This is a genomic window from Roseicyclus sp., assembly GCF_052168335.1.
In the GTDB taxonomy this organism is placed as follows: Bacteria; Pseudomonadota; Alphaproteobacteria; order Rhodobacterales; family Rhodobacteraceae; genus Roseibacterium.
Genome location: NZ_JBQLZP010000395.1, coordinates 1 through 5,635 on the forward strand (window position 1 = coordinate 1; position 5,635 = coordinate 5,635).

Below are 5,635 nucleotides of genomic sequence, written 5' to 3' on the forward strand. Positions count from 1 at the left end.
CGCGGTTCAGTTCCTCGTAGAGATAGTCCCCGGTCGTCGGGCTCATGGCATCGCTCCCATCCTGCGGCGGGCGCCGCGGGGTGGAGCAATGACCCGGGCGCGCAGGCGCCTTGCCAGCTTCTACTCCGGAAAGACTGGCGACCCGCGATTGGAAGAGAGACGAGGAACGCGGGCCGCCAGCAGGTTTTTCGTCAGGCGCCGGGGTCGGCAAAGGAAGGGAGGAGACAGACCCCGGTGCCTTCGACACCTTCAGAATGCCCCATGCTGCGGCGCAGGGAAAACCTTCGCCGCGCTTGCAGCCCCGGGTTCGGCGAGTGCCGCTTTCTTGAGCGGAATTCCGGGGACGCTGCGCAGTTTCTGGCGGGGTTATCAGGGTCCGCGGCCCCGGGGGCGGCGAATCCCCAGGGCGGCCGGGCCGCTTGCGCGGTTGCGGACGCTCCCCATATCTTCCGCGGCGATGGCAACGGAGGCCGAGAATGCCGGCGACCCTGAAGACGGCGATGCTGATGGCGGGGCTGACCGCGCTCTTCATGGGCGCGGGGTGGCTTCTGGGCGGGTCCACGGGCGTGGTCCTGGCGTTCCTCTTCGCGGCGGGCACGAACCTCTTCGCCTGGTGGAATTCGGACACGATGGTGCTGAGGATGCACGGGGCGCGGCCGGCGACGGGCGAGGACGGCCTGACGCGGATGGTGGCGGACCTTGCCCGGCGCGCGGAGATGCCCGTGCCCGCCGTCTACATCCTCGAGACGGACCAGCCCAACGCCTTCGCCACCGGCCGCAGCCCGGAACGCGGCGCGGTCGCGGTGACGCGCGGCCTCCTCCAGCGGCTCGGCCCCGAGGAGATCGCCGCCGTCGTCGCGCACGAGCTCGCCCATATCCGCAACCGCGACACGCTCATCATGACGGTGACGGCGACCTTCGCGGGCGCGCTCTCGATGCTGGCAAACTTCGCGCTCTTCTTCGGCGGGCGGCGGGACAGCCCGCTCGGGATCGTCGGCGTGATCGCGATGATGGTGGTCGCACCGCTTGCCGCCGTTCTCGTGCAGATGGCGATCAGCCGCACGCGCGAATACGAGGCCGACCGCGTGGGCGCCGAGATCGTCGGCAATCCCATGTGGCTCGCCTCGGCGCTGCGGCGCATCCAGGGTTTCGCCGCGCGGATCGACAACAACGCGGCCGAGCGCAATCCGGGCACGGCGCACATGTTCATCGTCAATCCGCTCCACGCGCACGGGTACGACAACCTCTTCGCGACGCACCCCAGCACGGAGAACCGCGTCGCGGCGCTGCAGGCGATGATGCCGGGCGGGCAGGGGCGCGGCGGCAGGCCCTGGGGCTAGCTCAGTCCTCGAGGAGCGCGCGCGCGCCCGGCTCGTCGATCACCAGGTGGCTCACGTAGCCGCCGAGGATCGCGGCGCGCGTCGCGGCGAGCTTCTCGGGTCCCGAGACGACGAGCATCCGCACGGGAACGGCCTTCAGCGCCCCGGGCGCGATGCCGATCATCCGCGCGCTCAGCGGGCCGGCCATGACGTCGCCCGCGCCGTCGATGAAATGCCCGGCGAGGACGCCCGCCGCGCCGCGCTCGCGGTACCAGGCGACCTCCTCCACCGTGGCGATCCCGGCGGAGACGAGCGTGGTCCGGTCGCTCACGTCGCCGACGGAGAACAGCGCCTTGGTCAGCCGCCCGAACTCGGCGAGCTGGCTCGCGATGACGGGCTCGCGCCGAAGCCGCTCGGCCAGCTCGGCCGAGGAGAGGACGGCGGGCGCGTGCAGCGTCCGGCAGCCTGCGCCGAGGCGGCGCGCGATCTCGATGGCGCAGGTCTCGGCGGCGAAGAGGTGCTGGGCATACATCGAGCCCACGAGCTGATGCACCATCAGCCCCGGCATCTGCGCCAGCGGAAAGCCCTGCGCGATCCTGAGCACCGTCTCGCCCCAGGCGACGCCGAGGCAGTCGGTCCCCGACAGGAGGTCGCGCATCGCCTGCGCGCCGAGTTGCGCGGTCCGGTCGAGCATCGCGTCCGCTGACAGCGGCTCGAGGTCGTTGTGCGCCACGTAGGCGTCCGCGAGCCCCAGCCGGTCGGCCAGCGCGCGGGCCAGCGGCGAGGTCGCGAAGCTCTCGCCCTGGATGCGGATCTCGACAATGTTCTGCTCGCGCGCGAGGCGCAGCCAGTTCGCCACGCTCGCCCGCGAGACGCCGACGCGGCGCGCGATCTCCTCCTGCGTCAGCCCCTCGCGGTAATACAGCATCGCCACGCGGGCGAGCGAGGCGGGCGAGGCCGCGCCGTCCTTCCCGCTGTGGCGAAGCTCGGTCATCTAGCGCAACGCCGCCTCGATGTTGCCGCCGTCCACGGTCATGACGTGGGCGGTGGTCCGCTCGGCCCTGGCCAGCGCCACGAAGGCCTCGGCGACGTGCCGTGCCTCGACCTCGCGCCCGAGGAGGTTGCCGGCCATGTAGGACGCCGTGTCGGTGCCCCGCGCCGAGGCGCGCGCCGCGATCATCTCGTCCGTCAGGAGGCCCGAGGGGATGGGATCGGCGTTCACCCCGTTCACCCGGATGCCGTCTGCTCCGTGCTCCAGCGCGAGCTGGCGGAGAAGGAAGAAGGTCGCGGCCTTGGGCAGGCCGTAAGCGCCGAAGTTCCTGCCCGGATTGACCGCCTGCTTGGAGACGTTGAAAAGGATCTGGCCCCCGCCGCCCTGCGCGCGGAAGACGTCGACGGCGGCCTTCGCCAGCCGCTGATGGGCGAAGAAGTTCAGCTCGAACGAGGCGCGGAGCTGGTCCTCCGTCAGCTCGGCGAGGGCGCCCTGCGTCGCCGCGCCCGCGTTCGACACGAGGATGTCGAGCCCGCCGAAACTGCGGACGGCGTGGGCCATAGCGGCCTCGGCCGCCGCCGGGTCCGTCACGTCGAGCGCGATGGCCGCGCCCTTGCCGAGGGCCTTCAGCGCCGCCTCGAGTGCGGTCTCGTCCCGGTCCACCAGCACGATCTCCGCGCCCTCGGCCGCGAAGGCGCGCGCTGTGGCGAGGCCGATGGCCCCGGCGCCGCCCGTCACCATGACCACGCGCCCCGCGAAGGGCGGCGCCTTGGCCTTGCCGAGCTTCGCCTGTTCCAGCGACCAGTACTCCATGTCGAAGAGGTCGTCCTCGCCGATGGGCCGGAAGCCGCCGCGATCCTCGCCCACGGCGGCCACGCGCATGTTCTGCTCGCCGAGGTCCGCCGCGACGGACGCGGCGCCCGCCGTCCGCCCGATGCCGACGAGGCCGGTGCCCTCGATCCACGCGAGGTTCGGAAGGGCCTGAAGCATCGTCCTGCCGCCGCCGACGCGGGCGTTCTGCCGATCGAAATAACTCGCGTATTCAGTCTCGTAGGCGGCGATCTTCGCGCGGATCGCCGCCGCGTCGTCGTCCGCGCGCAGGACCAGCGGCCGGCCCTTGATGCGGATGACGTGGTCGGGCGAGGCGGTGCCGCGCGTGGCGAGGTCGTCAAGGTCGGGGCGCTTCAGGAAGTCGAGCACCGCGTCGCCGTTCCGCAGGTCCAGCACCGGCGGGGGCGCGCCCGCCTCGGCGAAGGCGGCGCGGATCGCGGCGAGCCTGCCCGCGTCGCCCGCCTGCCGGAAGGGTTGCCGCGCGGCGCCGTCGAAGGTGGGCCCCTTCAGGCCCAGATACTCCGCCACCTCGTTGGTGTGCGCGACGATCCTGTCGTAGCTCTCGCGCGCGGTCTCGCCCCAGGCGAAATGGCCGTGCTTGAGCAGGAGCAGCCCCTCGACCGAGGGATCGGCCTCGTGCACCTCGGCCGCCGCCTTCGCCAGCGCGAAGCCCGGCATGATGTAGGGCACGATGCCGAGGCGCTTGCCGAAGATCTCGCGCACGACGGCTTCCGCGTTCGGCAGGTTGGCGAGGATCAGGAAGGGCGTCGCGTGGGTGTGGTCGACGACCCGGTGCGGCAGGAAGGCGTGGAGCAGCGTCTCGACCGACGGGTTCGGCGCGGTCGCGTCGAGCAGGTTCTGCCGCTGGACGTTCACCATCTCCTCGTCCGACAGCCGGTCGAGCGCGCGGAGCCTGAGCAGCGGTTCGAGCCGCACCCCCGGCAGACCCGGCGCGAGGATCGTGTCGAGGTCCCAGCCCGAGCCCTTGACGTGGAGCACGCGCTCGGCCTCGCCGAAGAGGTTCGGTCGCGTCAGCTTGATCGAGGTGTTGCCGCCCCCGTGCATCACGAGGTCGGGGTCCGACCCGATCAGCCGCGAGGAATAGACCCGCAGCGCGAGCGCGCGGTCGGCCTCGTCGGCGCCCGCGTCGGCCACCCAGCGCGCGGCGTCCTCCTCGGACCAGCGGTTCGCGATCATCATGCGGCCTTGTCCGGGAACATGGCGGCGAGCCCGGCCTCGGAGGCCTCGGCCACGCCCATCTCGGTGATGAGGCCGGTGACGAGGCGCGCGGGCGTCACGTCGAAGGCGGGGTTCGCGCCGGGCGAGCCCTCGGGCGCGACGCGGACCCAGCCGATGGAGCCGTCCTCGCCCGTGCCCTGCACATGCGTCACCTCGCGCTCGGGGCGGTCCTCGATCGGGATCTCGCGCACGCCGTCGCGCACCGTCCAGTCGATCGTGGGCGAGGGCAGCGCGACGTAGAAGGGCACGCCGTTGTCCTTCGCCGCCAGCGCCTTGAGATAGGTGCCGATCTTGTTGCAGACGTCGCCGGTGGCGGTGGTGCGGTCGGTGCCGACGATCACCATGTCGACCTGGCCGCGCTGCATCAGGTGGCCGCCCGCATTGTCGGTGACGTAGTCGTGGCTGATCCCGTGGGAGCCCAGTTCCCAGGCCGTCAGCGCGCCCTGGTTGCGCGGCCGCGTCTCGTCGACCCAGACGTGGATCGGGATGCCCGCCTCGGCGGCGTGGTACATCGGGCTGGTCGCCGTGCCCCAGTCGACGGTGGCGAGCCATCCGGCGTTGCAATGGGTCAGGATGCGCACCGGCTCCCCCTCGGGTTTGCGCGCCGCGATCTCGCGGATGATCGACAGGCCGTTCAGCCCGATGCGCCGGTTGATCTCGACGTCCTCGTCGGCGATCTCGTGGGCGAGGCGCATGGCGGCCTCGGCCCGCGCCTCGGGGCGGAGCGGGCGCAGCGCATTGCGGCAGCGGTCGAGCGCCCAGCGGAGGTTGATCGCCGTCGGCCGCGTGGCGTTCAGCACCGACCAGGTCTCGTCGAGATTGGCGTCGGAGGGGTCGCGCGCCATGTCGTCGGCCACGCCGTAGGCCGCCGTCGCCCCGATCAGCGGCGCGCCCCGCACCCACATGTCGCGGATCGCCACGGCGAACTCGTCGCGCGTCCTCAGCGTGGCGATGCGGAAGTCGTGGGGCAGCCAGCGCTGGTCGATGATGCGGACCTCGCCCGCGCCGGTATCGTACCAGATCGAGCGGTAGGGGGTTCCGTTGACCTTCATGCTGCGTCCTTTCGGTTGAACTCGCGCGCGATGGCGAGAAGCGCGTCCATGTCCGGGATGGAGGCGCGCATCGTCAGGATATGGGCACCCATGGCGAGGTTGCGAGCCTCGTAGACCGCACGCTCGGCCGGGTCGGCGATGCTCTCGAAATCGGCGTTGTGCGCGAGTGAGAGCGTGCGGCGGTGCTCCTCGATCCCGCAGAA

General features: G+C 71.8%; 4 protein-coding genes and 1 pseudogene. 1 reads left to right on the top strand and 4 read right to left on the bottom strand.

The genetic code is table 11. From position 1 onward, the window contains the following. The first annotated feature begins 476 nt into the window (after positions 1-476). Positions 477-1,340: a zinc metalloprotease HtpX gene (gene htpX, locus ACTS11_RS12080; RefSeq protein WP_442640565.1), complete on the top strand. Its 864-nt coding sequence runs from the start codon at positions 477-479 to the stop codon at positions 1,338-1,340. 1 nt (position 1,341) lies between these two features. Here the strand turns inward: htpX and ACTS11_RS12085 are convergent, their stop codons facing one another. The 4 genes and pseudogenes from ACTS11_RS12085 to ACTS11_RS12100 all read right to left on the bottom strand — a co-directional run. Beyond that, positions 1,342-2,313 carry a sugar-binding transcriptional regulator gene (locus ACTS11_RS12085; protein WP_442640566.1) on the bottom strand — a complete coding sequence of 324 codons (972 nt, stop codon included), beginning with the start codon at positions 2,311-2,313 and terminating at the stop codon, positions 1,342-1,344. Then, positions 2,314-4,341, bottom strand: coding sequence for a bifunctional aldolase/short-chain dehydrogenase (locus ACTS11_RS12090; RefSeq protein WP_442640567.1), 2,028 nt, complete (start codon positions 4,339-4,341; stop codon positions 2,314-2,316). Next, positions 4,338-5,432: an S-methyl-5-thioribose-1-phosphate isomerase gene (gene mtnA, locus ACTS11_RS12095; RefSeq protein WP_442640568.1), complete on the bottom strand. Its 1,095-nt coding sequence runs from the start codon at positions 5,430-5,432 to the stop codon at positions 4,338-4,340. Before mtnA ends, ACTS11_RS12090 begins: the two co-directional genes overlap by 4 nt. Continuing rightward, a pseudogene (locus ACTS11_RS12100) lies at positions 5,429-5,635 on the bottom strand (S-methyl-5-thioribose kinase); the annotation flags it as partial. The pseudogene ACTS11_RS12100 and the gene mtnA, both read right to left, overlap by 4 nt.

Coding starts and splice junctions, on each gene's coding strand:
- htpX (WP_442640565.1), top strand. CDS start 477: ATGCCGGCGACCCTGAAGACGGCGATGCTGATGGCGGGGCTGACCGCG.
- ACTS11_RS12085 (WP_442640566.1), bottom strand. CDS start 2,313: ATGACCGAGCTTCGCCACAGCGGGAAGGACGGCGCGGCCTCGCCCGCC.
- ACTS11_RS12090 (WP_442640567.1), bottom strand. CDS start 4,341: ATGATGATCGCGAACCGCTGGTCCGAGGAGGACGCCGCGCGCTGGGTG.
- mtnA (WP_442640568.1), bottom strand. CDS start 5,432: ATGAAGGTCAACGGAACCCCCTACCGCTCGATCTGGTACGATACCGGC.